Source organism: Pseudomonas sp. G7(2022) (assembly GCF_052660475.1).
Genome location: NZ_CP109659.1, coordinates 4971088 through 4996342 on the forward strand (window position 1 = coordinate 4971088; position 25255 = coordinate 4996342).

The window sequence follows — 25255 nt, forward strand, 5'->3', positions numbered from 1 at the left end:
CTCAGTTTGACCCGCCTGGAATCCCCTCATGTCCGACCGCCTGACCCTGCTGCGTCCCGACGACTGGCACATTCATCTTCGTGATGGTGCCGTGTTGACCAATACCGTTGCAGATGTTGCGCGCACCTTTGGTCGCGCCATCATCATGCCCAACCTGGTACCTCCGGTGCGCAACGCCGCTGAAGCCGACGGCTATCGCCAGCGGATTCTCGCTGCCCGCCCGGCCGGCAGTCGTTTCGAGCCGTTGATGGTGCTGTACCTCACCGACCGTACCCAGCCCGAAGAAATTCGTGAAGCCAAGGCCAGCGGTTTTGTCCACGCGGCCAAGTTGTACCCGGCCGGCGCCACCACCAACTCCGATTCCGGGGTCACCAGCATCGACAAGATCTTCCCGGCGCTGGAAGCCATGGCCGAAGTCGGCATGCCGCTGTTGATCCACGGTGAAGTCACCCGTGGCGACGTCGATGTGTTCGACCGCGAGAAAATCTTCATCGACGAGCACATGCGTCGTGTGGTCGAGCGTTTCCCGACGCTCAAGGTCGTGTTCGAACACATCACCACCGGTGATGCCGTGCAGTTCGTCAACGAGGCTTCGGCCAACGTCGGCGCGACCATCACCGCGCATCATCTGCTGTACAACCGCAACCACATGCTGGTGGGCGGGATTCGGCCGCACTTCTATTGCCTGCCGATCCTCAAGCGCAACACCCACCAGGAAGCCCTGCTCGACGCCGCCACCAGCGGCAGCGCGAAGTTCTTCCTCGGCACCGACTCGGCGCCGCACGCCCAGCACGCCAAGGAAGCCGCCTGCGGCTGCGCCGGCTGCTACACCGCGTACGCCGCCATCGAGCTGTATGCCGAAGCCTTTGAACAGCGCAATGCGCTGGACAAGCTCGAAGCATTCGCCAGCCTCAACGGCCCGCGTTTCTACGGCCTGCCGGCCAACACCGACCGTATCACCCTGGTTCGTGAAGAATGGACCGCCCCGACCAGCCTGCCTTTCGGCGAGCTGACCGTTATCCCGCTGCGCGCCGGTGAAAAACTGCGCTGGCGCCTGCTGGAGGAACACGCGTGAGTGAAGACCATTTCGACGACGAACTGGACGGTCAAGGTGGCGGCGGCTCCCGCCATCCGATGGCAGCACGCTTTCGCGGCTACCTGCCGGTTGTCGTCGACGTAGAAACCGGTGGTTTCAACTCGGCCACCGATGCGTTGCTGGAGATTGCCGCGACCACCATCGCCATGGATGAAAAGGGTTTCGTCTACCCGGATCACACCTACTTCTTCCGCGTCGAGCCGTTCGAAGGCGCCAACGTCGAAGCGGCGGCACTGGAGTTCACCGGGATCAAGCTCGATCACCCGTTGCGCATGGCCGTCAGCGAAGAAACGGCCCTGACCGACATCTTCCGTGGCGTGCGCAAGGCCTTGAAGGCCAACGGTTGCAAGCGGGCGATCCTGGTCGGCCACAACAGCAGCTTCGACCTGGGCTTCCTCAACGCCGCCGTTGCGCGGCTGGACATGAAGCGCAATCCGTTCCACCCGTTCTCCAGCTTCGACACCGCGACCCTCGCCGGCCTGGCGTACGGTCAGACCGTCCTGGCGAAAGCCTGTCAGGCAGCCGATATCGATTTCGATGGCCGTGAAGCGCATTCGGCGCGTTACGACACCGAAAAGACCGCCGAGCTGTTCTGCGGCATCGTCAACCGCTGGAAACAGATGGGCGGCTGGGAAGACTTCGACGACTGATCTTCGTCGGACTGCTTCCGAGCATGAAAAAACCGGCCACATGGGCCGGTTTTTTTGTACCTCGCTTTCTGTACCTGAAGCGTGCGCCTTACAGGGCAGCAGCGTTCTCGGTCAGGTAAGCCGCAACGCCTTCTGGCGAAGCGTTCATGCCTTTGTCGCCTTTTTTCCAGTTGGCAGGGCAGACTTCGCCGTGCTCTTCGTGGAATTGCAGAGCGTCGACCAGACGGATCAGCTCTTCCATGTTACGGCCCAGCGGCAGGTCATTGATGATCTGCGAACGGACAACGCCTTTGTCGTCGATCAGGAACGCGCCACGGAACGCCACGCCACCTTCGGACTCAACGTCGTAGGCCTTGGCGATGTCGTGCTTCATGTCGGCTGCCATGGTGTATTTCACCTGACCGATGCCGCCATTGTTGACCGGGGTGTTACGCCAGGCGTTGTGGGTGAAGTGCGAGTCGATCGAAACGGCGACCACTTCAACGTTGCGCGCCTTGAAATCAGCCATGCGGTTGTCCAGAGCGATCAGCTCGGACGGGCAGACGAAGGTGAAGTCCAGCGGGTAGAAGAACACCAGGCCGTATTTGCCTTTGATGGCCGAGGACAGGGTGAAGCTGTCAACGATCTCGCCATTGCCGAGTACGGCCGGGACGGTGAAGTCAGGGGCTTGTTTGCCTACGAGTACGCTCATTGATATCTCCTGGTGTAGAAACTTGAAGTTCAGGGTCCGCGCCAGCCTGCCACCCTCAGGCGACAGCCCTGTGACACGAACCCCCTTCGCAAGGGCCGACCATCATACACTGCGTTTTTCGACTGTCCTCAAAGGTTTTTCGCGAAATCCCGGCTGGCATTCAGCCATGCACCACCGTTCGTCAGTCACAGGCGTTGGCGATGAAAACCACTGGGAAAGCACTTTGACAATCATTCTCGTTAACATTAAGATCCATCGCAATTGAGTCACAACCAGCGACGGTTCTCACTTATGTATGTTTGCCTCTGCACTGGCGTCACCGACGGACAGATCCGCGAAGCGATCTATGAAGGTTGCTGCAGCTATAAAGAAGTCCGTCAGGCCACCGGCGTCGCCAGCCAATGCGGCAAATGTGCGTGCCTGGCGAAGGAAGTGGTCCGTGAAACCCTGACCAAGCTGCAAACCGCCCAGGCTGCGATCCCCTACCCGGCAGAATTTACCGCCGCGTAATTATCACGAATTCGAAGAACCGGACTTATGTCCGGTTTTTTTATGCCTGAAAATCAATTGCTTAGCGTCTAGACGCGGAACACAAACATTCTTATTCAGATTAATTTTCATTTATTATTCAATAACTTAGGTTTGACACTTATAAATACCCAGCTCAAACTCTGCCCTATATACCGCTACTTAGGGCAGGACTCCCACCATGAAAGGCGACGTAACAGTCATCCAGCATCTCAACAAGATCCTTGCCAATGAGCTGGTCGCGATCAATCAGTACTTCCTGCATGCGCGCATGTACGAAGATTGGGGCCTGAACAAGCTGGGCAAGCACGAGTACCACGAATCCATCGACGAGATGAAGCACGCGGACAAGCTGATCAAGCGCATCCTGTTCCTCGAAGGCCTGCCGAACGTCCAGGACCTGGGCAAGCTGCACATCGGCGAGCACACCAAGGAAATGCTGGAGTGCGACCTGCGTATCGAGCGCACCGGTCACGCCGACCTGAAGGCAGCCATCGCTCATTGCGAATCCGTTGGCGACTTCGGCAGCCGCGAACTGCTTGAAGACATTCTTGAGTCCGAAGAAGAACACATCGACTGGCTGGAAACCCAACTCGGCCTGATCGATAAAGTCGGTCTTGAGAACTATCTGCAATCGCAGATGGGCGACGACGAGTGATTAGCCAGCGCTAAACACGAGATACAAAAAAGCCCCGCCCTCTTTCAAGAGGCGGGGCTTTTTATTGCCCGGACTTCAGACTCGCCGAAATCCAGGCTGAAACCAATCAGGCTTCGGACTTGGCCGCAGCAGCCTTGGCGGATGCTTCCTTGACCAGGGTCTGCAGTTCACCGTTGGCGAACATTTCAGCCATGATGTCGCTGCCACCGACCAGTTCACCGGCTACCCACAGTTGCGGGAAAGTCGGCCAGTTGGCGTACTTTGGCAGGTTGGCACGGATTTCCGGGTTCTGCAGGATGTCGACGTAGGCGAACTTCTCGCCACAGCCCATTACAGCCTGCGCAGCTTTCGCAGAGAAGCCACACTGCGGGGCATTCGGCGAGCCTTTCATGTAAAGCAGAATGGTGTTGTTGGCAATCTGCTCTTTAATCGTTTCGATGATATCCATGGAGCACCTCGGCTGAACTTTCCGACTCATGGGTCGGCACGGTGGCGCATTGTAACGGAATCCCGAGCGCCCTGCTCGGTCTCCCCGACAGACTTGCTCAAGCCGCCGCCACCGTCACCGGCACGCCGTTGAGCGCCGCATTGCCTGACAGCTCGTCGAGCTGGCATTCATCGGTCAGGTCATTCGCGCTCGAGCCCGGCTGGCCACTGGCAATCGCCATCTGCACCCCCGGCCGGGCATGGCCCCAGCCGTGGGGCAGGCTGACCACGCCCGGCATCATGTCCGCACTGCCGAGCACCTCGACCTCGATCTGGCCGACCCTTGAACTGACCCGCACCAGTTGACCATCACTGAGCCCGCGACTGGCGAGATCCTCCGGATTCATCAACAACTGATGACGCGGCTTGCCCTTCACCAGTCGATGATAGTTGTGCATCCACGAGTTGTTGCTGCGCACATGACGGCGACCAATCATCAACAGTTCACCGGCGGCCGGCGCCTGCAAAGCAGAGAAACGCGCCAGGTCGGCGAGAATTTCCGGCGGCGCGGCCTGAACGCGTTGATTGGCGGTCTTCAATCGCGGTGTCAGGTTGGGTTTCAGCGCTCCCAGATCAACGCCGTGGGGATGATCGAACAGCGTCGCCAGCGACAATTTGTGTTCGGACGCATCGCCATAGGCGCCCATGCGCAACCCCATGTCGATCATCTTCGCCGGCGGCATCGTCGGTTTCAGCTCCTTGCCGGTCTTCGCCGCAAAGGCCCTGGCCAGGCCGACGAAGATTTCCCAGTCGTGCAGTGCGCCTTCAGGTTTGGCGAGAATCGCCCGGTTGAAACGGGTGACGTTGCGCACCGCAAACAGGTTGAAGGTGGTGTCGTAGTGATCGTTCTCCAGCGCCGAGGTCGACGGCAGGATCAGGTCGGCATAGCGCGTGGTTTCGTTGATATACAGGTCGACACTGACCATGAACTCCAACCCGTCCAGCGCCTGCTCCAGTTGCCGGCCGTTGGGCGTGGACAGCACCGGGTTGCCGGCGACGGTGATTAACGCGCGGATCTGTCCTTCACCTTCGGTGAGCATTTCTTCGGCCAGTGCCGAGACCGGTAACTCGCCGCCGTATTCAGGACGCCCCGAAACACGGCTCTGCCATTTGTTGAAGTGCCCGCCTGAAGTCGATGCCACCAGATCCACCGCAGGCTCCGTGCACAGTGCACCGCCAACCCGATCGAGGTTGCCGGTCACCAGGTTGATCAACTGCACGACCCAATGGCACAGCGTGCCGAAAGCCTGAGTGGAAACACCCATTCGACCGTAGCAGACGGCGCTCGGCGCAGCGGCGAAGTCCCGGGCCAGTTGGCGGATCTGTTCGGCGGGAACGGCGCACAACGGGCTCATGGCCTCGGCGGTGAAACCCGCCACCGCCGCGCGAACCTCATCCAGACCGTCCACCGGCAAATGACTGCCTCGAGCCAGCCTCTCATCGAACAGCGTGTTGAGTACACCAAACAACAACGCCGCATCGCCGCCGGGGCGCACGAACAAATGCTGATCGGCCATCGCCGCCGTCTCGCTGCGCCGGGGGTCGACCACCACTACTTTGCCGCCCCGGGCCTGAATAGCCTTCAGACGTTTCTCGACATCCGGCACGGTCATGATGCTGCCGTTGGACGCCAGCGGGTTGCCACCCAGGATCAGCATGAAATCCGTGTGATCTATATCCGGGATCGGCAGCAGCAAACCGTGGCCGTACATCAGGTAGCTGGTCAGGTGATGGGGTAATTGGTCGACAGAAGTGGCCGAGTAACGATTGCGGGTTTTCAGCAGCCCCAGAAAGTAATTGCTGTGGGTCATCAGCCCGTAGTTGTGCACGCTGGGGTTGCCCTGATACACGGCAACCGCGTTCTGACCATGACGCTCCTGAATGGCCGAGAGCTTTTCGGCTACAAGCTCGAACGCTTCGTCCCACTCGATCGGCAGCCATTCACTGCCGACCCGACGCATGGGCTGGCGCAGACGATCCGGATCATTCTGGATGTCTTGCAGCGCCACGGCTTTGGGGCAGATGTGCCCGCGACTGAAGGTATCCAGTGCATCGCCCTTGATCGAGGTGATCTGCACCTGGCCGTCGGTTTCTGTGGTTTCGATGGTCAAGCCGCAGATGGCTTCACACAGGTGGCAGGCACGGTGATGGAGAGTCTTGGTCATGGCCAGTCTCTGTCTTGTTCTGGGCAGGCAAGCACGCCTGCGGGAACAAAACTATGGCGCGTGGCCGGGCGCCGCGCCAGCGACGTTCGTCTTGTGAATCGGCGGCCATCAGGCCGGCCGATAGACCCGCTTCAGTTCGCCGGAAGCTGTGGCGGTGCGGCCAGCTGGATTTCCTGGATGGTCTCGATCTGCTCGTGCGCGACGTGCACGCCGGTGAGTTCGCCGATCAATCGCCAGTGCTCATCGAGTCCGGCGCTAATGGTGGCCATGCGATCGATCATATGGCGGCCGGCCGTCTTGACCACTTCGTCTTCACTGCGCAGCAGTTCGAAGGACATTGAAGTGACCGATGCGGTCAGATGAGTCAGTGAGCGTGCCGTGTGGCCCAGCAATTCCATTAACAGTTTTTCTTTCGATTCCATGCGGGGGCTTCCTGCGTCGCTCGTGAGTTATTTATAACCCAGCACTTTGCTTTAGCAAATGTTTCAGATCTGACATCCGACCAGCGAATCCATGGCTGACCAGTCGCAAACCGACCAGACCTGTTCCATCCCCGCCCCGCCTGATTGCCAAGCCGTGCGGCGTCAGTGTACAAAGGTCTGGAACCCGGCTCCAAACCGGCGCTTCGAGTGACCTCGTCACCCCCGCACAATCCGCAAAAATCGCAGCCTATTGGAAAAACGCGACATTTAGTGTCAATATCGCGCCTCCCCCTATTTCGTCGCCCCGTGCGGCTTACGCCGCAGGTCTCGCCCGTTGTTCCGATAAACAAGGCTTTGAGCATCTGCGGTTTGTAGCAAAAAGGTAGTCAATGATGAGCGCAAGGCACTTTCTCTCCCTGATGGATTGCACGCCCGAAGAGCTGGTCAGCGTGATCCGTCGAGGCGTTGAGCTCAAGGACCTGCGTAACCGCGGCGTACTGTTCGAGCCTTTGAAAAACCGCGTCCTGGGGATGATCTTCGAGAAATCCTCGACCCGTACCCGGATCTCCTTCGAGGCCGGCATGATCCAGCTCGGTGGCCAGGCGATCTTCCTTTCGCCGCGCGACACCCAACTGGGCCGTGGCGAGCCCATCGGCGACTGCGCCATCGTCATGTCGAGCATGCTCGATGCGGTGATGATCCGTACCTTTGCCCATAGCACCCTGACCGAATTTGCCGCCAACTCCCGCGTGCCGGTGATCAACGGCCTGTCCGATGACCTGCACCCGTGCCAGTTGCTGGCCGACATGCAGACCTTCCTCGAATACCGTGGCTCGATCCAGGGCAAGACCGTGGCCTGGATCGGCGATGGCAACAACATGTGCAACAGCTATATAGAAGCGGCGATCCAGTTCGACTTCCAGTTGCACGTGGCCTGCCCTGAAGGCTACGAGCCAAATCCCGAGTTCGTGGCCCGGGCCGGTGATCGCGTGACCATCGTCCGCGACCCAAAAGACGCCGTGCGTGGCGCGCACCTGGTCAGCACCGATGTCTGGACCTCCATGGGCCAGGAAGAGGAAACCGCCAAGCGCCTGAAGCTGTTTGCGCCGTTTCAGGTCAACCGCGCCCTGCTCGACCTGGCTGCCGATGACGTGCTATTCATGCACTGCCTGCCCGCCCACCGCGGTGAGGAAATCAGCCTCGACCTGCTCGATGACCCGCGCTCCGTCGCCTGGGATCAGGCAGAAAACCGTCTCCACGCACAGAAGGCCCTGCTCGAGTTCCTCGTCGAACCGGCATATCACCACGCATGAGTCATGAATTACTGCTGAACCTGCGCAACCTCGCTTGCGGCTATCAAGATCAACGTGTGGTGCAGAACCTCAATCTGCACCTCAACGCCGGCGACATCGGTTGCCTGCTCGGCTCGTCCGGCTGCGGCAAGACCACCACCCTGCGCGCCATCGCCGGTTTCGAACCGGTGCACGAAGGGGAAATCCAGCTCGGCGGGGAAACCCTCTCCAGAGCCGGTTTCACCCTCGCCCCGGAGAAGCGCCGGATCGGCATGGTGTTCCAGGACTACGCGCTGTTCCCGCACCTGAGTGTCGCGGACAACATCGCCTTCGGCATTCGCAAGCACCCGAACAAGGAGCGCGTCGTCGAAGAACTGCTGGAACTGGTCAACCTGAAGAACCTCGGCAAGCGCTTCCCGCACGAACTGTCCGGCGGCCAGCAGCAACGTGTCGCCCTCGCCCGCGCCCTGGCGCCGGAGCCGCAACTGCTGCTGCTCGACGAGCCGTTCTCCAACCTCGACGGCGAACTGCGACGCAAGCTCAGCCATGAAGTGCGCGACATCCTCAAGGCCCGTGGCACCAGCGCAATTCTGGTGACCCACGATCAGGAAGAAGCCTTCGCCGTCAGCGATCACGTCGGCGTGTTCAAGGAAGGCCGGCTGGAGCAGTGGGATACGCCTTACAACCTCTATCACGAACCGGCGACACCGTTTGTTGCCAGCTTCATTGGCCAGGGCTATTTCATTCGCGGCCAGCTCGGCAGCCCGGAATCGGTGCACACCGAACTTGGTGAACTGCGCGGCAATCGCGCCTACACCTGGCCGGTCGGTGGCGCGGTGGATGTGCTGCTGCGTCCGGACGACATCGTTTACGCGCCGGACAGCGGGCTGAAAGCACGGATCGTCGGCAAGACATTCCTTGGGGCTTCGACCCTGTATCGCCTGCAACTGCCGACCGGCGCTCAACTGGAATCGATCTTCCCGAGCCATGCTGACCATCAGATCGGTGCTGATGTCGGGATTCGTGTGGCGGCGGAACATCTGGTGCTGTTCCAGGCGTCCGGCAGCACCGCTGCGCAGATTCCCGCTGTGGAAAACGGCGTTCGTCGCTACAGCACCGCGCACTGATCTGCCGACAAATAATGAGGGAGCCTGATGGCTCCCTTGTTTTTTGCTCTCAGCCCAGCATTAATGTGCCGCTGGCAACCAGGGTCGCATGTCCGCCGATCTTCACCCGCTCGCCTTCCAGCCGACAGAACAACTCCCCGCCCCGCGACGAACGCTGGCAAGCCGTCAGGCTCGATTTGCCCAGCCGTTTGGACCAGTACGGGATCAGGCTGCAATGGGTCGAGCCGGTCACCGGATCTTCATTGATGCCAATGGCAGGAGCAAAATAGCGCGAGACGAAATCATGCTGATTGCCCCGGGCCGTGACGATGGCACCGAGCCAGGGCAGTTTGGCCAGGGCGACCATGTCCGGCGTGCAATCGAGCACCGCCTGCTCCGACTCGAGCACCACGAACAGTTCGTTGGAACCCAGCACATCCACCGCCTGAACGCCCAACGCTCGCTCGACATCCAGTGTCACGCCGATTTCCGAAGGGGTGATGGCCGGAAAATCCAGCCACAATCGGTTACCTTCCCGACTCACACTCAACGGCCCGGACTTGCAGATGAACTCCAGACGCTCGGCCGTTTCCTTGTAAATCTCGAACAGCACATACGCACTGGCCAGGGTCGCGTGACCGCACAACGGCACCTCGGTGGTCGGCGTGAACCAGCGGATGTGCCAGGCCTGACCTTCGCGCACCAGAAACGCGGTTTCCGCCAGGTTGTGCTCGGCGGCGATCTTCTGCATCAAGTTGTCCGAGAGCCAGGCGTCGAGCCGATAGACCATCGCCGGGTTGCCACTGAACGGCCTATCGCTGAATGCGTCGACCTGATGAAACTCGAGCTGCATAACCTTCTCCCCGTGTCAGTCGAAAGAGCATGACGCTACGGCTCGTTCATCGCCAGTGACAGAGCCGGTCAATTTTTCTCATACAGAACTCAGGCGCGACCAATGTCGGCGAACTTCGCCTGGGTGTGCTCGGCGAGAACCGCGGGCGCCAGTTCGACCTCCAGCCCGCGTCGACCGGCACTGACATAAATGGTCGCAAACCCCTGGGCGGAATTATCAATAAAAGTGCGCAGGCGCTTTTTCTGTCCCAGCGGACTGATGCCGCCCAACAGGTAACCGGTGGAACGTTGCGCAGCGGCCGGGTCGGCCATTTCGACTTTCTTTACTCCGGCCGCGTGGGCGAGCCCCTTGAGGTCGAGACTTCCGACGACCGGCACCACCGCCACCAGCAATTCACCTTTTTCACTGGCCGCCAGCAGAGTCTTGAACACTTGTGCCGGCTCCAGCCCCAGTTTTTCCGCGGCCTCCAGCCCGTAGGACGCCGCTTTCGGGTCATGTTCGTAACTGTGCACGCGATGTTCGGCACGAACTTTTTTCAACAAGTCCAACGCAGGGGTCATGGCAGCTCCAGGCTCGGCAGTAACAAAAAAACCTGCGCCGGATTCTAGGCCATCGCCAAGCAAAAGGCTCTATTGCGCGCCACGTTTCCCGCGGCTTGCAGGCTGACAGTCGGATTGCCCGGCGAGTGCCCCGCAGGATCATTCACCTGACTGATAGTTTATTTGTGACTGACGGTTCACTTTCGACCTTTGACAGCTTTGTTTCTTGTCTATATTTTTTCGAATCTGAATAATGTAAGAATTATGGTCACCGCAGCAACCAGCAGTAAACCGGGAACAGGATGGGGATCCTGCCCCGGCGAAAATCGCGCCTTGCCCTGTCGGCAAACGCGCCAGACAACAACAAAAACCGAGGTTTTCAATGACAACTGCGTTACAGCAACCATCGCTCTCGAGCCAGTGCCTGGCCGAGTTTCTGGGTACTGCACTTCTGATCTTCTTCGGTACAGGCTGCGTCGCGGCGCTCAAGGTCGCGGGCGCCAGCTTCGGTCTGTGGGAAATCAGCATCATCTGGGGCGTCGGCGTGAGCATGGCGATCTACCTCACCGCCGGGGTTTCCGGTGCGCACCTGAACCCTGCCGTCAGTATTGCCCTGAGCATTTTTGCCGACTTCGAAAAGCGCAAACTGCCGTTCTACATCCTTTCACAGATTGCCGGCGCCTTCTGCGGCGCGCTGTTGGTTTACACGCTGTACAGCAACCTGTTCTTCGATTTCGAACAGACTCACCATATGGTTCGTGGTTCGGCCGCCAGCCTGGAACTGGCGTCGGTGTTCTCCACCTTCCCGAACCCTGCGCTGTCGACGGCCCAGGCGTTCCTGGTCGAGGTGATCATCACGGCGATCCTGATGGGCGTGATCATGTCCCTGACCGACGATAACAACGGCCTGCCGAAAGGCCCGCTGGCGCCGCTGCTGATCGGCCTGTTGATTGCCGTGATCGGCAGCTCGATGGGCCCGCTGACCGGTTTCGCGATGAACCCGGCCCGCGACTTCGGTCCGAAACTGATGACTTTCTTCGCAGGCTGGGGTGAAATTTCCTTCACCGGCGCACGTGAAATCCCGTACTTCCTGATTCCGATTTTTGCACCGATTGTCGGTGCCTGCCTCGGCGCTGCCGGGTATCGCGGTCTGATTGCCCGTCACCTGACCGGCGCCACACCTGCTACAAAGGATGCAGAACCGGCCATTGACGGCAAACCAAGAACTTCTTGAAACAAGTCGGCGCGGGTTCCTGCCAATCCGAGCCTGCGCCACGGCCCACTCTCCCTTATTTCGTCCAAGGCAATCGACATGACCGACATTCAGAATAAGAACTACATCATTGCCCTCGATCAGGGTACGACCAGCTCCCGTGCGATCATTTTCGACCGCGATGCGAACGTGGTCTGCACCGCGCAGCGCGAATTCGCCCAGCATTACCCGCAAGCCGGCTGGGTCGAACACGACCCGATGGAAATCTTCGCCACCCAGAGCGCGGTGATGGTCGAAGCGCTGGCCCAGGCCGGTCTGCATCACGATCAGGTGGCCGCCATCGGCATCACCAACCAGCGTGAAACCACCGTGGTCTGGGACAAGACCACCGGTCGCCCGGTCTACAACGCGATCGTCTGGCAATGCCGCCGCAGCACCGAGATCTGCCAGCAGCTCAAGCGCGACGGCCATGAAGACTACATCCGCGACAACACCGGTCTGGTGACCGACCCGTACTTCTCCGGCACCAAACTGAAGTGGATCCTCGACAACGTCGAGGGCAGCCGTGAACGTGCGCGCAACGGCGAACTGCTGTTCGGCACCGTCGACAGCTGGCTGATCTGGAAATTCACTGGCGGCAAGGTCCACGTCACCGACTACACCAACGCCTCGCGCACCATGCTCTTCAACATCCACACGCTTGAGTGGGACGCGAAGATGCTGGAGATCCTCGACATCCCGCGCGAGATGCTGCCGGAAGTCAAAGCCTCCTCGGAAATCTACGGTCGTACCAAGAGCGGCATCGCCATCGGCGGTATCGCCGGCGACCAGCAGGCCGCGCTGTTCGGCCAGATGTGCGTGGAGCCGGGCCAGGCGAAAAACACCTACGGCACCGGCTGCTTCCTGCTGATGAACACCGGCGACAAAGCGGTGAAATCGCAACACGGCATGCTCACCACCATCGCCTGTGGCCCACGCGGCGAAGTGGCTTACGCACTGGAAGGCGCGGTGTTCAACGGTGGCTCGACCGTGCAGTGGCTGCGCGATGAGCTGAAAATCATCAACGACGCCCACGACACCGAATACTTCGCCAATAAAGTGAAGGACAGCAACGGCGTCTACCTGGTGCCAGCCTTCACCGGCCTCGGCGCTCCCTACTGGGACCCGTATGCCCGTGGCGCGCTGTTCGGCCTGACCCGCGGCGTGCGTGTGGATCACATCATCCGCGCCGCGCTGGAATCGATCGCCTACCAGACCCGCGACGTACTCGACGCCATGCAACAGGACTCCGGCGAACGCCTCAAGGCCCTGCGCGTGGACGGCGGTGCGGTAGCCAACAACTTCCTCATGCAGTTCCAGGCCGACATCCTCGGCACTCAGGTCGAGCGCCCGCAAATGCGCGAAACCACAGCGCTCGGCGCGGCTTACCTGGCCGGCCTGGCGTGCGGTTTCTGGGGCAGCCTGGAAGAACTGCGCGGCAAGGCAGTGATCGAGCGCGAGTTCGAACCGAGTCTGGACGAAGCGGCCAAAGAGAAGCTCTATAAAGGCTGGAAAAAAGCCGTCAGCCGTACCCGTGACTGGGAACGCGAGGACGCTGAATAAGCCAGTCTGAGGACTGACTAAGGCTGGTCCAAACAGCGTGAAAGCGTAGCGAGCGAAGGCAAGACAAGGCAAAAACAGGCGAGGACGCGGAGTTTACGGGTTTGTAAATGAGCAGTCCGAGCCTGTTTTTAACGCAGGATTGCCGAGCGCAGTAGCTTTCACGTTGTTTGGAAACTGGTCGGGAGGAGATTCCTGCGTCATCATGGGCAAATTTTGCACGGCAGCCCAAAGGAAGCCCCATGAATCTGCCTCCCCGTCAGCAGCAAATCCTCGAGCTGGTCCGCGAACGCGGCTATGTGAGCATCGAGGAAATGGCCACGCTGTTCGTTGTTACCCCGCAAACCATCCGCCGCGATATCAATCAACTGGCGGAAGCCAATCTGCTGCGTCGCTACCATGGCGGCGCCGCTTATGATTCCAGCGTCGAAAACACCGCCTATGCGATGCGCGCCGATCAGATGCGCGATGAAAAACAACGCATCGGTGAAGCCATCGCCGCGCAGATCCCCGATCACGCCTCGCTGTTCATCAACATCGGCACCACCACCGAATCGATTGCCCGCGCCCTGCTCAATCACAGCCACCTGAAAATCATCACCAACAACCTGCACGTCGCCTCGATGCTCAGCGCCAAGGATGATTTCGATGTGCTGCTGACCGGCGGCAACGTGCGTCGCGACGGCGGCGTGGTGGGTCAGGCCAGCGTGGATTTCATCAATCAGTTCAAGGTCGACTTTGCACTGGTGGGCATCAGCGGTATCGACGAAGACGGCAGCCTGCTCGACTTCGATTACCAGGAAGTGCGGGTGTCCCAGGCAATCATCGCCAATGCCCGGCAGGTAATTCTGGCGGCGGACTCCAGCAAGTTCGGGCGTAACGCGATGATCCGCCTCGGCCCGATCAGCCTGATCGATTGCCTGGTGACCGATCAGCAACCGGTGCCGGCCCTGGCGCAATTGCTGAGCCAGCACAAGATTCGCCTCGAAGTCGTTTAACCCTCTCCCGCAGAAGGCGCCTGCACTGGCGCCTTATGCACATCTGATGTTCGAATATTTTCCTTTCCCCGCCCTTCGATGAGTTTTTTCAATCGAAGTCGACTGGCTGCGCGCGTCTTTATGGGCTACCATTTTCGCAAATGAACATTCATGTTCGATTTCCAAGACAGAAAATCAAAAGAGCCCGAGGCCAGCCGATGTCCACATCTACCTTGCGTACGCCCCCTATCTCCGAGATCTACGACATCGCCGTCATCGGCGGCGGGATCAATGGCGTGGGGATCGCAGCGGATGCCGCCGGTCGCGGTCTCTCGGTGTTCCTTTGCGAAAAGGACGACCTGGCCAGCCATACCTCATCGGCCAGCAGCAAGCTGATCCACGGTGGTCTGCGCTACCTCGAACATTATGAATTCCGTCTGGTGCGCGAAGCCTTGGCCGAACGCGAAGTGCTGCTGGCCAAGGCCCCGCACATCGTCAAGCCGATGCGTTTCGTGCTGCCGCACCGCCCGCACCTGCGTCCGGCGTGGATGATCCGTGCTGGCCTGTTCCTCTATGACCACCTCGGCAAGCGCGAGAAACTGGCAGGCTCGAAAAGCCTGAAGTTCGGCGCCGACAGTGCATTGAAAAGCGAAATCCGCAAAGGCTTCGAATACTCCGACTGCTGGGTCGACGACGCCCGTCTCGTGGTGCTCAACGCCATGGCCGCCCGCGAAAAAGGCGCCCATGTGCACACCCAGACCCGTTGCGTCAGCGCCCGCCGTGCCAAGGGCCTGTGGCACCTGAACCTGGAGCGCGCCGACGGCAGCCTGTTTTCGATCACCGCCAAAGCGCTGGTGAACGCCGCCGGCCCGTGGGTCGCCAAGTTCATCCGTGACGACCTGAAGATGGAATCACCGTACGGTATCCGACTGATCCAGGGCAGCCACATCATCGTGCCGAAACTGTACGAGGGCGATCACGCGCACATCCTGCAAAACGAAGATCAGCGCATCGTTTTCACCATTCCGTACCTGAACAATCTGACGCTGATCGGCACCACCGACCGCGAGTACACCGGCGATCCGGCCAAAGTGGCAATCACCGACGGCGAAACCGATTACCTGCTGAAAGTGGTCAACGCCCACTTCAAGAAGCAGATCGGCCGTGACGACATCCTGCACACCTACTCGGGCGTACGTCCGCTGTGCAACGACGAGTCCGACAATCCTTCGGCCGTGACCCGCGACTACACCCTGGCGCTGTCCGGCAGCACCGAAGAAGCGCCGTTGCTGTCGGTATTCGGCGGCAAGCTGACCACCTACCGCAAGCTCGCCGAGTCGGCGATGGCACAACTGATGCCGTTCTTCACTCAGATGCGCCCGAGCTGGACCGCCAGCGCCACCCTGCCGGGCGGCGAAGACATGACCACGCCGCAGGCCTTGAGCGCGCTGATTCGCGACAAGTTCGACTGGGTACCGACCGAAATCGCCCGCCGCTGGGCCACCACCTACGGCAGCCGCACCTGGCGCATGCTCGAAGGCGTCGACACCCTGACCGACCTGGGCGAACACATCGGCGGCGGGCTCTACACCCGTGAAGTCGACTACCTGTGTGCCGAAGAGTGGGCCACCACCGCGCATGACATCCTGTGGCGCCGCAGCAAACTGGGGTTGTTCACCACCCCGGCCGAGCAGGAAAAACTCGCGGTGTACCTGAACAAGGTCGAGCAGAACCGCAGCAAGATCGAAGCGGCCTGATTCGTTCGTCGCCGAACAAAAAGCCCCTGAATCGAAAGATTCAGGGGCTTTTTGCATTCAAGCTGAAACAAGGCGCATTGAAGACGTTCGGTTTTCCGAATGCGACCTGACGGTCAATTCGGTTAACCGGATCAGATTCATGGAAAAACACCATCACAAAACTTTAATAACGTTATAAATCAATGCATTAACGCCTATCGACTGGTCTGGCACGACTCATGCTCTACACTCCTTCGACGAATGCCTGTTGCGCCAGCACAACAGGAGCCGTCAGGCATTCGAAGTACAAAAGGGCCCGCTCAACCGGCTCCATAAAAAAAACAATGTCGAGGAAAATTTGATGCGCATCGTTCCCCATATCCTGGGCGCAGCCATTGCTGCCGCTCTGATCAGCACACCAGTTTTCGCTGCCGAGCTCACCGGCACCCTTAAGAAGATCAACGACTCGGGCACCATCACCCTCGGGCATCGTGACAGCTCCATTCCCTTCTCCTACATCGCCGATGCTTCGGGCAAACCCGTGGGCTACTCCCACGACATTCAGGTCGCTATCGTCGAAGCCCTGAAAAAAGACCTGAACAAGCCTGACCTGAACGTCAAGTACAACCTGGTCACCTCGCAGACCCGTATCCCGCTGGTACAGAACGGCACCGTGGACATCGAGTGCGGCTCCACCACCAACAACGCCGAACGCGCCCAGCAAGTCGCCTTCACCACCAACATCTTCGAAATCGGCACCCGCCTGCTGGTCAAGAAAGACAAGGAAGGCAAGCCGTCCTACGCTGACTTCGCCGACCTGAAAGGCAAGAACGTCGTGACCACCGCTGGCACCACCTCCGAGCGCATCATCAAGGCGATGAACGCTGACAAGCAGATGGGCATGAACGTCATCTCCGCCAAGGACCACGGCGAATCCTTCCAGATGCTGGAGAGCGGCCGCGCCGTCGCCTTCATGATGGACGACGCCCTGCTGGCCGGCGAAGAAGCCAAGGCCAAGAAGCCGGACGACTGGGTCATCACCGGTACTGCACAGTCCTTCGAAGCCTACGCGTGCATGGTCCGCAAAGACGACCCGGCTTTCAAGAAGGCTGTAGACGACGCCATCGTCGCGCTCTACAAATCCGGCGAGATCAACAAGATCTACAGCAAGTGGTTCGAGAGCCCGATCCCGCCGAAGGGTCTGAACCTGAACTTCCCGATGAGCGATAAGGTTAAAGAGCTGATCGCCAATCCGAGCGACAAGCCTGCGCCAGACGTAAAAATCTGACACTGATCTAACCTTGTCACCTGAGGGAGCCAACCCTCCCTCGGGCGACAGTTAATACCTGCTGGTTTCAACTGGAACACTCGACCTGGTGGTTTTCGAGCCGATCGCGTGTGCCTGACGTTCAACGTCAGACGGGAAAGGATCTTCCCCAGGCGGGCACTTGTACATCGATCGAATCGAGGGGAGACCCTAATGAATTACAACTGGGACTGGGGCGTGTTCTTCAAGTCCACCGGCGTGGGCAGCGAGACCTATCTCGACTGGTTCATCTCCGGCCTGGGCTGGACCATCGCCATCGCCATCGTGGCCTGGATCATCGCCCTGTTGCTGGGCTCGCTGCTGGGCATCATGCGCACCGTGCCGAACCGCATCGTGTCGGGCATCGCGACCTGCTACGTCGAACTGTTCCGCAACGTGCCGCTGCTGGTTCAGCTGTTCATCTGGTACTTCCTGGTACCCGACATGCTGCCGCAGAACCTGCAGGACTGGTACAAACAGGACCTGAACCCGACCACCTCGGCCTACCTGAGCGTTGTCGTGTGCCTGGGCCTGTTCACCGCCGCCCGGGTCTGCGAACAGGTTCGCACCGGTATCCAGGCGCTGCCGCGCGGCCAGGAATCCGCCGCTCGCGCCATGGGTTTCAAGCTGCCGCAGATCTACTGGAACGTGCTGCTGCCCCAGGCCTACCGGATCATCATTCCACCGCTCACCTCGGAATTTTTGAACGTGTTCAAGAACTCCTCCGTGGCGTCCCTGATCGGTCTGATGGAGCTGCTGGCGCAAACCAAACAGACCGCCGAATTCTCGGCCAACCTGTTTGAAGCCTTCACCCTGGCGACCCTGATCTATTTCACCCTGAACATGAGCCTGATGCTGCTGATGCGCATGGTCGAGAAGAAAGTCGCCGTGCCCGGCCTGATCTCCGTGGGGGGTAAATGATGGAATTCGATTTCAGTGGCATCGTTCCGGCCATTCCCGGCCTGTGGAACGGCATGCTGATGACCCTCAAGCTGATGGCGCTGGGCGTGGTCGGCGGGATCATCCTCGGTACCATCCTTGCGTTGTGCCGTCTGTCCCACAGCAAACTGCTGTCGAGCATCGCCGGCGCCTACGTCAACTATTTCCGTTCGATCCCGCTGCTGCTGGTGATCACCTGGTTCTACCTGGCGGTGCCGTTCGTGCTGCGCTGGATCACCGGCGAAGACACCCCGATCGGCGCGTTCACCTCGTGCATCGTGGCGTTCATGATGTTCGAAGCGGCGTATTTCTGCGAAATCGTCCGGGCCGGCGTGCAGTCGATTCCCAAGGGCCAGATGGGTGCGGCGCAGGCACTGGGCATGACCTACGGCCAGATGATGCGCCTGATCATCCTGCCCCAGGCGTTCCGCAAGATGACCCCGCTGCTGCTGCAACAGAGCATCATCCTGTTCCAGGACACCTCGCTGGTCTACACCGTGGGCCTGGTGGACTTCCTCAACGCCTCGCGCGCCAGTGGCGACATCATTGGCCGCTCGAATGAGTTCCTGATCTTCGCAGGTCTCGTGTACTTCACCATCAGCTTTGCCGCCTCGCAGCTGGTCAAGCGTCTGCAAAAAAGGTTCGCCGTATGATCTCTATCAAGAACATCAACAAGTGGTATGGGGACTTCCAGGTGCTGACCGATTGCAGCACCGAGGTCAAGAAGGGTGAAGTGATCGTGGTCTGCGGCCCGTCCGGTTCGGGCAAGTCGACCCTGATCAAGTGCGTCAACGCACTGGAGCCGTTCCAGAAAGGCGACATCGTGGTCGACGGCACATCGATTGCCGATCCGAAGACCAACCTGCCGAAACTGCGCTCGCGCGTCGGCATGGTGTTCCAGCATTTCGAACTGTTCCCGCACCTGACCATCACCGAAAACCTGACCATCGCGCAGATCAAGGTGCTGGGCCGCAGCAAGGAAGAAGCGACCAAAAAAGGCCTGCAACTGCTGGAGCGCGTCGGCCTCTCGGCTCACGCCCACAAGCACCCGGGCCAACTGTCCGGTGGTCAGCAACAGCGTGTGGCGATCGCCCGTGCGCTGGCGATGGACCCGATTGTCATGCTGTTCGACGAACCAACCTCGGCGCTGGACCCGGAAATGGTCAACGAAGTGCTCGACGTAATGGTGCAACTGGCCCACGAAGGCATGACCATGATGTGCGTGACCCACGAAATGGGCTTCGCCCGCAAAGTGGCCGACCGTGTGATCTTCATGGACGCCGGCAAGATCATCGAAGACTGCAAGAAAGAAGAGTTCTTTGGCGACATCAGCCAGCGCTCCGAACGCGCGCAGCATTTCCTCGAGAAAATCCTGCAGCACTAAGCAATACCTTCGCAGGAGCAACTCCAATCCTTTGTGGGAGCGAGCCTGCTCGCGATGAGGCCATTACAGTCAACATTGATGTTGAATGTCAGTCCGCCATCGCGAGCAGGCTCGCTCCCACAAGGGGCCGGCGATAGCCCTCAAGCAAGTGTTGTGGTTGACCCAAGGCATCTGTGATGAAATGCGACCCCAATCTCTATCGCGCAACCACGCCATCACTTGCCGTGAAACCCCGTCTGATCCGCCATTTGTTCCTGCCGCCGCTGGTCATCGTTTTGATGGTCGGGCTGGGTTACGCCGGCTTCTGGACCAGTGAACACTTCGGCATTCGCAGCCTCAGCGAAAACGGCCAGCGTCAACTCGAACTGAACGCCCGGGCCGTCGAAAGCGAAATCAGCAAATACACCTACCTGCCCAGCCTGCTGGAGCTCGAATCGAGCGTTTCACAGCTGCTCGGCGACCCGACTCCGGAACACCGGCAAACGGTCAACGATTACCTTGAAGGCCTGAACCGGCGCAGCCGAAGTCGGGCCATCTATGTCATGGACACTACCGGCCGGGTCATGGCCACCAGCAACTGGCGCGATGTCGACAGCTACCTCGGCGAGGACCTGTCGTTCCGTGCCTACTTTCAGAAAGCGGTACGCGGTCAGCCCGGACGTTTCTACGGGATCGGCAGCACCAATGGCGAACCCGGCTATTACCTGGCCCATGGCCTGGAAGAACACGGCAAGATCATCGGTGTCGCGGTGGTCAAGGTCCGTATGGAGGCCATGGAGGAGCGCTGGCAACGGGCGCGCCTGGAAGCCTTCGTCAGTGACGAGAACGGCATCATCATTCTCTCCAGCGACCCGGCCCGACGCCTGAAATCCGTGGTGCCACTGAGCGACGAGACCAAGGAAAAACTCGCCCGCAGCCTGCAGTACTACTGGTTTCCGCTCAACGAACTGCAACCGCTGGCCCGAGAAACCCTGGCCGAAGGCGTGGAAAAACTCACCTTCCCGGCCAACAGCGAAGTGCCGAGCCAACAGGATGGCGACGAAGAGAACATCAGCTACCTGGCGCAGACCCGGCCATTGAGCGATACACCGTGGAACTTCACCCTGCTCACGCCGTTGCAGGACCTGCGGCGCGAAGCGATCAATCAGGGGATTCTGGTAGCCGTGGCGTTTGCCTTGGTGGCGTTCCTGCTGATTGCCTGGAACGAGCGCCGCAAGGTCATCGCCACCCGCCTCGCCGCCCGGGAAGCCCTGCAGGAAGCCAACAATCAGCTGGAGCGTCGGATTACCGAACGCACCGCCGACCTGCGCGCCAGCAACGAACGGCTCAAGAGTCAGATCCGCGAACGCCGTCAGGCCGAAGAAACCTTGCGCCGGGCCCAGGACGAACTGGTGCAGGCCGGTAAACTCGCAGCCATCGGCCAGATGTCAACCAGCATCGCCCACGAACTGAATCAGCCACTGGCGGCGATGCGCACACTGTCGGGCAATACCGTGCGTTTCCTGGAACGGGGTCAGCTGGATGTCGCCAGTACCAACCTCAAGACCATCAACGACCTGATCGACCGCATGGGCCGGATCACCGCCAGCCTGCGCTCGTTCGCCCGGCGCGGTGACGACAAGGGTCGCGCCAGCCTCGGCAAAGCGGTGGACGCCGCGCTGCAAGTGCTCGGCGCCCGTGTCGAAAAAGCCGCGCTGCAAGTGCATCGTCAGTTCATTGATGTGCAAGTGCAGATCGACCAGACGCGACTGGAACAGATTCTGGTCAACCTGATCGGCAACGCCCTCGACGCCATGCAGGCACAACCGCTGCCGGAGCTGTGGCTGGAAGGCGAAGAATTTGACGGCAAATATCGCCTGCGGGTGCGCGACAACGGTCACGGCATCGACGCCGAAGCGCGCAAGCATCTGTTCGAACCGTTTTTCACCACCAAACCCGGCGAACAGGGCCTGGGCCTCGGCCTGACCCTCTCCGCCAGTCTGGCCGCCGCCACTGGCGGGCATCTGGGTGTCGAGCACCCGGCCGGCGGTGGTACCACTTTCGTCCTCAGTTTACCGTTGGTAAGCCCTACTCCTGCCGAGCCAATATGAACAATGACCTTAGTGTGCTGATTGTCGAAGACGATCCCCATGTGCTGCTCGGCTGCCAGCAGGCACTGACCCTGGAAGACATTCCCTGCATCGGCGTCGGCAGTGCCGAGGAAGCCCTGGAACGGGTCGGCGACAATTTCGCCGGCATCGTCATCAGTGACATCCGCCTGCCCGGCATCGACGGTCTGGAACTGCTGACCCGCCTCAAGCAACGGGACCGCAGCCTGCCGGTGGTTTTGATCACCGGTCACGGCGACATCTCCATGGCCGTCGGCGCGATGCAGAAAGGTGCCTATGACTTCATGGAAAAACCGTTCTCCCCGGAACGGCTGGTGGACGTCGCCCGGCGTGCGCTGGAGCAACGCAGCCTGAACCGCGAAGTCTCGTTCCTGCGCCGGCAACTGGCCGAGCGCGACTCCCTTGAGGGTCGAATCATCGGTCGCTCGCCGGCCATGCAGAACCTGCGCGAGCTGATCGCCAACGTCGCCGACACTTCGGCCAACGTGTTGATCGAAGGCGAAACCGGTACCGGCAAGGAACTGGTCGCCCGTTGCCTGCATGACTTCAGCCGCCGCCACACCAGACAATTCGTCGCGCTGAACTGCGGCGGCCTGCCGGAAAACCTGTTCGAAAGCGAGATCTTCGGCCACGAGGCCAACGCCTTCACCGGCGCCGGCAAGCGGCGGATCGGCAAGATCGAACACGCCGACGGCGGCACGCTGTTCCTCGATGAAGTGGAAAGCATGCCGTTGCCGTTGCAGATCAAGCTGCTGCGGGTGTTGCAGGAACGGACCCTCGAACGCCTCGGCTCGAACCAGAGCGTGGCGGTGGATTGCCGGGTGATCGCGGCCACCAAATCCGACCTCGACGAGTCGAGCAAGGCCGGGGCGTTTCGCAGCGACTTGTACTACCGCCTCAACGTGGTGACGCTGGAACTGCCGCCCCTGCGCGAGCGCCGCGAAGACATCCTGCAACTGTTCGAACACTTCACCCAGCAGTCGGCCCTGCGCTTCGACCGAGCGCTGCCGGAGCTGGACAACCAGACCCTGTCCAGCCTGATGAGCCACGACTGGCCGGGCAACGTGCGCGAATTGCGCAACGTCGCCGAACGTTTCGCCCTCGGTTTGCCGGCGTTCAAGAAGTCAGGCACCAGCAGTGGCGGTCAGGGCCTGGCGTTCGCCGAAGCGGTGGAAGCCTTTGAACGCAACCTGCTCAGCGACGCCCTGCAGCGCAGCGGCGGCAACCTGACCCAGGCCAGTCAGGAACTGGGCATGGCCAAGACCACGCTGTTCGACAAAGTGAAAAAGTACGGCCTGAACCATTAAGCGAGAACGATGTGGATCTGATTTTCAAGGCAACGCTCGGTGCAGCAGTGGTGGTAATTCTTGCCATGCTGGCCAAGACCAGAAACTACTACATCGCAGGACTGGTGCCGCTGTTTCCGACCTTCGCCCTGATCGCCCATTACGTCGTCGGCAAGGGCCGTTCGCTCGACGACCTGAAGACCACCATCGTGTTCGGCATGTGGTCGATCATTCCGTACTTCGTGTACCTGGCGACGCTGTACGTGATGGTTGACCGGATGCGCCTTGAAGCTTCATTGGCCGTGGCGGCTGTCGCGTGGCTGATGGCAGCGACGACACTGGTCAGCGTCTGGATCCGCCTGCACGCCTGAGCTGGCGTCTGGGCGAGGGCCTGGCCCGTCCCTTGCATTTACCCCCGAAAGCCCGCCCGGCCGGCGCTCATGTTCGATGAGGCCGGTGTCTGGGAGGGTCTGCCAAGGGTGAATTGCGACCTTGAACATTTTAGATCTCGACCACAGCCTGACCGGTCAGGCGTCCATCGCACGACTGCTCGACAGCGGCCGTGCCCGGCGCCTGGACCTGCTCGACCTGGGCCCGAAACTTCGGCTCTGGTCCAGCGAACGCACCTTCCGCCGTTTCACCGAACGCCTGCGCGAGCGGCCCCGGCACAGCGGCCCCGCACCGGAAATCTTTTTTGTCGGCTCCGGCGACTATCACCATCTGACGCCGGCCTTCCTGACTGATTTGCCGGAGCCGGTGAGCCTGATCCACTTCGACAACCACCCCGACTGGGTGCACTTCGCGCCCCGCCGGCATTGCGGTTCGTGGGTCAATCAGGCCCTGAAACTGCCGAACATCGAACGTATCGTCACCCTCGGGCCGTGCAGTGACGACCTGCAGAATCCGCAGATCAAGGGTGGCAATCTCGGCGCCCTCAAACGCGGGGTGTTGCAGCTGTTCCCGTGGCAGCACCCGCCGTCGAAAGTCTGGGGCCGGGTTGGTGACGGCGCCGGCCATCAGCAACAGGAAAACCTGCTGCACTGGAACAATCTGGCCGATCAGGACTGGTCGGCGTTTCTCGAGCGGATGATCGCCAGCCTGCCCACCCAGGCGGTGTGGATCACCATCGACAAGGACGTGCTGGCCAGCGAAGACGCCGCGACCAATTGGGATCAGGGCCAGATGCGCCTGAGCCACTTGCTCCAGGCCATCCGCAGCCTGGCCGCCAGCAAGCGCATCATCGGCATCGACATCTGCGGCGAGTTCGCCCGCCCGGCCTTCAGCAACGCGTTCAAACGCTGGGAAGCCAAGTCCGACCAGCCGCCGGCAGAACGCTGGAGCGAGACCGATCTGCTGCGCAATTCGGCGACCAACCAGGCGCTGATCGAGTTGTTCGAGGAGCTGTTCCCATGACTTTCACCGTCATCATGCTGGTAGCGTTTTCCATCGTGCTCGACGTGATCGGCCAGCTCTGTTTCAAGCTCGGCCTGGATCGTCTGCCTGAGCTTGAGGGCGGTTTTCGGCTGGGTGCGTTCTGGGGGCAGGTGTTCAATGCGCCGCTGCTGTGGTGCGGGATCGGCGCCTACGTGATCGAGTTTTTCGTCTGGCTCGAAGCGCTGTCCCGGGCCCCCCTGAGCCTGTTGTTTCCCGCCGCCGCGCTGGCGTATTGCGGCGTGGTGCTGGCCGGCAAGTCGTTCCTCGGCGAAACCGTCAGCCGCCGTCGCTGGCTGGGCACTCTGGTGATTACGGCGGGCGTGATGCTCGTGTGTGTCGGCCATGCCTGATTCTCAACTGATACTCAAAAGGAATGGCTCGATGGATTGGCTTCATGGCCGCCTCGGCACCGTGGTGCTCTGGGCGTTGCTGATCATTCTGGAAAGTGGCGGACAGATCGCGACCAAGATCGGCGGCGATCAACTGGGGCAAATGGACTTCACCCTGCAATGGCTGCTCAGCGTCGCCCAGGCGCCGGGTGTGCTGGTGGCGATTGCCTGCTACATCGGCGCGTTCTTTGTCTGGATGCTGATTCTGCGGCGCAGCAGCCTGTCACTGGCGTTCCCGCTCAGTTCGCTGGTATTCGTCGGGGTGTTGCTGGGGTCGTGGCTGGGGCTGGGCGAACAGATCAGCCTGCTGCACTGGGTGGGCGTGGCCGTGATCATGGGCGGCATTGCGCTGCTGGCCGAGGGCGAGGAAAACTGATGTGAACGGTCGTGGGAGCCCG

General features: G+C 60.5%; 26 protein-coding genes. 20 read left to right on the plus strand and 6 right to left on the minus strand.

The features are described from left to right. Positions 1–28: 28 nt before the first annotated feature. Both pyrC and rnt read left to right on the plus strand, forming a co-directional pair. Positions 29–1075 (plus strand): dihydroorotase, encoded by a 1047-nt coding sequence (gene pyrC / locus NE357_RS22770; protein ID WP_095190451.1) that lies wholly within the window; start codon positions 29–31, stop codon positions 1073–1075. Beyond that, positions 1072–1746 carry a ribonuclease T gene (gene rnt / locus NE357_RS22775; protein ID WP_007953196.1) on the plus strand — a complete coding sequence of 225 codons (675 nt, stop codon included), beginning with the start codon at positions 1072–1074 and terminating at the stop codon, positions 1744–1746. The genes pyrC and rnt overlap by 4 nt, the downstream gene beginning before the upstream one ends. Positions 1747–1834: 88 nt before the next feature. Here rnt and NE357_RS22780 read toward each other — a convergent pair whose 3' ends face one another. Next, positions 1835–2437 (minus strand): peroxiredoxin, encoded by a 603-nt coding sequence (locus NE357_RS22780; protein ID WP_123588592.1) that lies wholly within the window; start codon positions 2435–2437, stop codon positions 1835–1837. A gap of 291 nt (positions 2438–2728) precedes the next feature. Here NE357_RS22780 and NE357_RS22785 point away from each other — a divergent pair, with 291 nt between their 5' ends. Together NE357_RS22785 and bfr are read left to right on the plus strand one after the other, a co-directional pair. Then, positions 2729–2947: a bacterioferritin-associated ferredoxin gene (locus NE357_RS22785; RefSeq protein ID WP_007953193.1), complete on the plus strand. Its 219-nt coding sequence runs from the start codon at positions 2729–2731 to the stop codon at positions 2945–2947. A gap of 199 nt (positions 2948–3146) precedes the next feature. Then, on the plus strand, positions 3147–3623 hold the full coding sequence (bfr, locus tag NE357_RS22790; protein WP_169431706.1) for a bacterioferritin: 477 nt from the start codon (positions 3147–3149) through the stop codon (positions 3621–3623). Positions 3624–3729: 106 nt separating this feature from the next. Here bfr and grxD read toward each other — a convergent pair whose 3' ends face one another. From grxD to NE357_RS22805, 3 genes are all read right to left on the minus strand, one after another. After that, the gene (grxD, locus tag NE357_RS22795) at positions 3730–4071 is read right to left on the minus strand and encodes a Grx4 family monothiol glutaredoxin (RefSeq protein WP_039765841.1); all 342 of its coding nucleotides are present in this window, start codon (positions 4069–4071) and stop codon (positions 3730–3732) included. 97 nt (positions 4072–4168) lie between these two features. Next, positions 4169–6274: a molybdopterin oxidoreductase family protein gene (locus NE357_RS22800; protein ID WP_169431707.1), complete on the minus strand. Its 2106-nt coding sequence runs from the start codon at positions 6272–6274 to the stop codon at positions 4169–4171. Between the two features lie 131 nt (positions 6275–6405). Further along, positions 6406–6696, minus strand: coding sequence for a hypothetical protein (locus NE357_RS22805; RefSeq protein WP_169431708.1), 291 nt, complete (start codon positions 6694–6696; stop codon positions 6406–6408). Between the two features lie 392 nt (positions 6697–7088). Here NE357_RS22805 and argF point away from each other — a divergent pair, with 392 nt between their 5' ends. Then, entirely contained in the window at positions 7089–8009 is a 921-nt protein-coding gene (gene argF / locus NE357_RS22810) for an ornithine carbamoyltransferase (RefSeq protein WP_169431709.1), read from the plus strand. After that, positions 8006–9115 carry an ABC transporter ATP-binding protein gene (locus tag NE357_RS22815; RefSeq protein ID WP_169431710.1) on the plus strand — a complete coding sequence of 370 codons (1110 nt, stop codon included), beginning with the start codon at positions 8006–8008 and terminating at the stop codon, positions 9113–9115. Before argF ends, NE357_RS22815 begins: the two co-directional genes overlap by 4 nt. A gap of 49 nt (positions 9116–9164) precedes the next feature. On the opposite strand, the gene NE357_RS22820 is transcribed toward NE357_RS22815, so the two are convergent. Together NE357_RS22820 and ybaK are read right to left on the minus strand one after the other, a co-directional pair. Beyond that, on the minus strand, positions 9165–9947 hold the full coding sequence (locus NE357_RS22820; RefSeq protein WP_169431711.1) for a PhzF family phenazine biosynthesis protein: 783 nt from the start codon (positions 9945–9947) through the stop codon (positions 9165–9167). An 89-nt stretch (positions 9948–10036) separates the two neighbouring features. After that, positions 10037–10507 carry a Cys-tRNA(Pro) deacylase gene (ybaK, locus tag NE357_RS22825; protein ID WP_085709490.1) on the minus strand — a complete coding sequence of 157 codons (471 nt, stop codon included), beginning with the start codon at positions 10505–10507 and terminating at the stop codon, positions 10037–10039. Between the two features lie 361 nt (positions 10508–10868). Here ybaK and NE357_RS22830 point away from each other — a divergent pair, with 361 nt between their 5' ends. The 14 genes from NE357_RS22830 (at position 10869) to NE357_RS22895 (ending at position 25233) form a co-directional block, all read left to right on the plus strand. Next, positions 10869–11720 (plus strand): MIP/aquaporin family protein, encoded by an 852-nt coding sequence (locus NE357_RS22830; RefSeq protein ID WP_169431712.1) that lies wholly within the window; start codon positions 10869–10871, stop codon positions 11718–11720. Between the two features lie 78 nt (positions 11721–11798). Beyond that, a complete protein-coding gene (gene glpK / locus NE357_RS22835) occupies positions 11799–13301 on the plus strand; it encodes a glycerol kinase GlpK (protein WP_169431713.1) in 1503 nt (500 codons plus the stop codon). Between the two features lie 239 nt (positions 13302–13540). Beyond that, positions 13541–14296, plus strand: coding sequence for a DeoR/GlpR family transcriptional regulator (locus tag NE357_RS22840; RefSeq protein WP_007953179.1), 756 nt, complete (start codon positions 13541–13543; stop codon positions 14294–14296). A 197-nt stretch (positions 14297–14493) separates the two neighbouring features. Then, entirely contained in the window at positions 14494–16032 is a 1539-nt protein-coding gene (gene glpD / locus NE357_RS22845) for a glycerol-3-phosphate dehydrogenase (protein ID WP_169431714.1), read from the plus strand. A gap of 340 nt (positions 16033–16372) precedes the next feature. Continuing rightward, positions 16373–17299, plus strand: coding sequence for a glutamate/aspartate ABC transporter substrate-binding protein (locus NE357_RS22850; protein WP_169431715.1), 927 nt, complete (start codon positions 16373–16375; stop codon positions 17297–17299). 192 nt (positions 17300–17491) lie between these two features. After that, on the plus strand, positions 17492–18238 hold the full coding sequence (locus tag NE357_RS22855; protein WP_169431716.1) for an amino acid ABC transporter permease: 747 nt from the start codon (positions 17492–17494) through the stop codon (positions 18236–18238). After that, positions 18238–18909, plus strand: coding sequence for an amino acid ABC transporter permease (locus NE357_RS22860; protein ID WP_169431717.1), 672 nt, complete (start codon positions 18238–18240; stop codon positions 18907–18909). Before NE357_RS22855 ends, NE357_RS22860 begins: the two co-directional genes overlap by 1 nt. Beyond that, the gene (locus NE357_RS22865) at positions 18906–19640 is read left to right on the plus strand and encodes an amino acid ABC transporter ATP-binding protein (protein ID WP_007953170.1); all 735 of its coding nucleotides are present in this window, start codon (positions 18906–18908) and stop codon (positions 19638–19640) included. Before NE357_RS22860 ends, NE357_RS22865 begins: the two co-directional genes overlap by 4 nt. A 176-nt stretch (positions 19641–19816) precedes the next feature. Continuing rightward, entirely contained in the window at positions 19817–21730 is a 1914-nt protein-coding gene (locus NE357_RS22870) for a sensor histidine kinase (RefSeq protein ID WP_169431718.1), read from the plus strand. 44 nt (positions 21731–21774) lie between these two features. Beyond that, positions 21775–23055, plus strand: a complete 1281-nt coding sequence (locus NE357_RS22875; RefSeq protein WP_249314451.1) for a sigma-54-dependent transcriptional regulator — start codon at positions 21775–21777, stop codon at positions 23053–23055. A gap of 20 nt (positions 23056–23075) precedes the next feature. Next, positions 23076–23405 carry a GlpM family protein gene (locus tag NE357_RS22880; protein ID WP_169432693.1) on the plus strand — a complete coding sequence of 110 codons (330 nt, stop codon included), beginning with the start codon at positions 23076–23078 and terminating at the stop codon, positions 23403–23405. 121 nt (positions 23406–23526) lie between these two features. Beyond that, on the plus strand, positions 23527–24447 hold the full coding sequence (locus tag NE357_RS22885; RefSeq protein WP_169431720.1) for an arginase: 921 nt from the start codon (positions 23527–23529) through the stop codon (positions 24445–24447). Beyond that, complete coding sequence (locus tag NE357_RS22890; RefSeq protein WP_169431721.1) at positions 24444–24818, plus strand: transporter; 375 nt, start codon at positions 24444–24446, stop codon at positions 24816–24818. Before NE357_RS22885 ends, NE357_RS22890 begins: the two co-directional genes overlap by 4 nt. 31 nt (positions 24819–24849) lie before the next feature. Beyond that, positions 24850–25233, plus strand: coding sequence for a transporter (locus NE357_RS22895; protein WP_432760313.1), 384 nt, complete (start codon positions 24850–24852; stop codon positions 25231–25233). Positions 25234–25255 lie beyond the last annotated feature (22 nt).

Coding starts and splice junctions, on each gene's coding strand:
- NE357_RS22840 (WP_007953179.1), top strand. CDS start 13,541: ATGAATCTGCCTCCCCGTCAGCAGCAAATCCTCGAGCTGGTCCGCGAA.
- glpD (WP_169431714.1), top strand. CDS start 14,494: ATGTCCACATCTACCTTGCGTACGCCCCCTATCTCCGAGATCTACGAC.
- NE357_RS22805 (WP_169431708.1), bottom strand. CDS start 6,696: ATGGAATCGAAAGAAAAACTGTTAATGGAATTGCTGGGCCACACGGCA.
- NE357_RS22870 (WP_169431718.1), top strand. CDS start 19,817: ATGAAATGCGACCCCAATCTCTATCGCGCAACCACGCCATCACTTGCC.
- glpK (WP_169431713.1), top strand. CDS start 11,799: ATGACCGACATTCAGAATAAGAACTACATCATTGCCCTCGATCAGGGT.
- NE357_RS22830 (WP_169431712.1), top strand. CDS start 10,869: ATGACAACTGCGTTACAGCAACCATCGCTCTCGAGCCAGTGCCTGGCC.
- NE357_RS22820 (WP_169431711.1), bottom strand. CDS start 9,947: ATGCAGCTCGAGTTTCATCAGGTCGACGCATTCAGCGATAGGCCGTTC.
- NE357_RS22860 (WP_169431717.1), top strand. CDS start 18,238: ATGGAATTCGATTTCAGTGGCATCGTTCCGGCCATTCCCGGCCTGTGG.
- bfr (WP_169431706.1), top strand. CDS start 3,147: ATGAAAGGCGACGTAACAGTCATCCAGCATCTCAACAAGATCCTTGCC.
- NE357_RS22800 (WP_169431707.1), bottom strand. CDS start 6,274: ATGACCAAGACTCTCCATCACCGTGCCTGCCACCTGTGTGAAGCCATC.
- NE357_RS22850 (WP_169431715.1), top strand. CDS start 16,373: ATGCGCATCGTTCCCCATATCCTGGGCGCAGCCATTGCTGCCGCTCTG.
- NE357_RS22815 (WP_169431710.1), top strand. CDS start 8,006: ATGAGTCATGAATTACTGCTGAACCTGCGCAACCTCGCTTGCGGCTAT.
- NE357_RS22890 (WP_169431721.1), top strand. CDS start 24,444: ATGACTTTCACCGTCATCATGCTGGTAGCGTTTTCCATCGTGCTCGAC.
- grxD (WP_039765841.1), bottom strand. CDS start 4,071: ATGGATATCATCGAAACGATTAAAGAGCAGATTGCCAACAACACCATT.
- ybaK (WP_085709490.1), bottom strand. CDS start 10,507: ATGACCCCTGCGTTGGACTTGTTGAAAAAAGTTCGTGCCGAACATCGC.
- NE357_RS22780 (WP_123588592.1), bottom strand. CDS start 2,437: ATGAGCGTACTCGTAGGCAAACAAGCCCCTGACTTCACCGTCCCGGCC.
- NE357_RS22785 (WP_007953193.1), top strand. CDS start 2,729: ATGTATGTTTGCCTCTGCACTGGCGTCACCGACGGACAGATCCGCGAA.
- NE357_RS22865 (WP_007953170.1), top strand. CDS start 18,906: ATGATCTCTATCAAGAACATCAACAAGTGGTATGGGGACTTCCAGGTG.
- pyrC (WP_095190451.1), top strand. CDS start 29: ATGTCCGACCGCCTGACCCTGCTGCGTCCCGACGACTGGCACATTCAT.
- NE357_RS22895 (WP_432760313.1), top strand. CDS start 24,850: ATGGATTGGCTTCATGGCCGCCTCGGCACCGTGGTGCTCTGGGCGTTG.
- argF (WP_169431709.1), top strand. CDS start 7,089: ATGAGCGCAAGGCACTTTCTCTCCCTGATGGATTGCACGCCCGAAGAG.
- NE357_RS22855 (WP_169431716.1), top strand. CDS start 17,492: ATGAATTACAACTGGGACTGGGGCGTGTTCTTCAAGTCCACCGGCGTG.